Source organism: Phytoactinopolyspora endophytica, assembly GCF_004138495.1.
Classification (GTDB): Bacteria; Actinomycetota; Actinomycetes; order Jiangellales; family Jiangellaceae; genus Phytoactinopolyspora; species Phytoactinopolyspora endophytica.
Window position 1 is genome coordinate 265,585 of the sequence record NZ_ML142854.1, and the last position, 231, is coordinate 265,815.

At 61.9% G+C, this 231-nt stretch carries 1 pseudogene; it reads right to left on the reverse strand.

Features of this window, described 5'->3' with window-relative positions:
* Window positions 1–29: 29 nt before the first annotated feature.
* Window positions 30–231: pseudogene (locus ELR45_RS37835) on the reverse strand (acyl-CoA desaturase); the annotation flags it as partial.

The following is a 231-nucleotide window of genomic DNA, read 5'->3' on the forward strand; positions in this document are numbered from 1 at the left end:
CGGGCTACTTGCTGCATCGATGATGCGGGTCAGATCCGGTTCTGGGCGACTAAGGGGCACACGAACGGGTCCCGTGCGCCGAGGCCGACCTTGTTGAGGTAATCGACGACGATTCGGTAAGAAGCGAGAAGTGTGGTCTCGGTATACGTCACCTTGTGGCGGGTGCAGAAGTCGCGGACGATCCCCTGTGCTCGCTTGAGGTTCGGGCGCGGCATGCTGGGGAACAGGTGG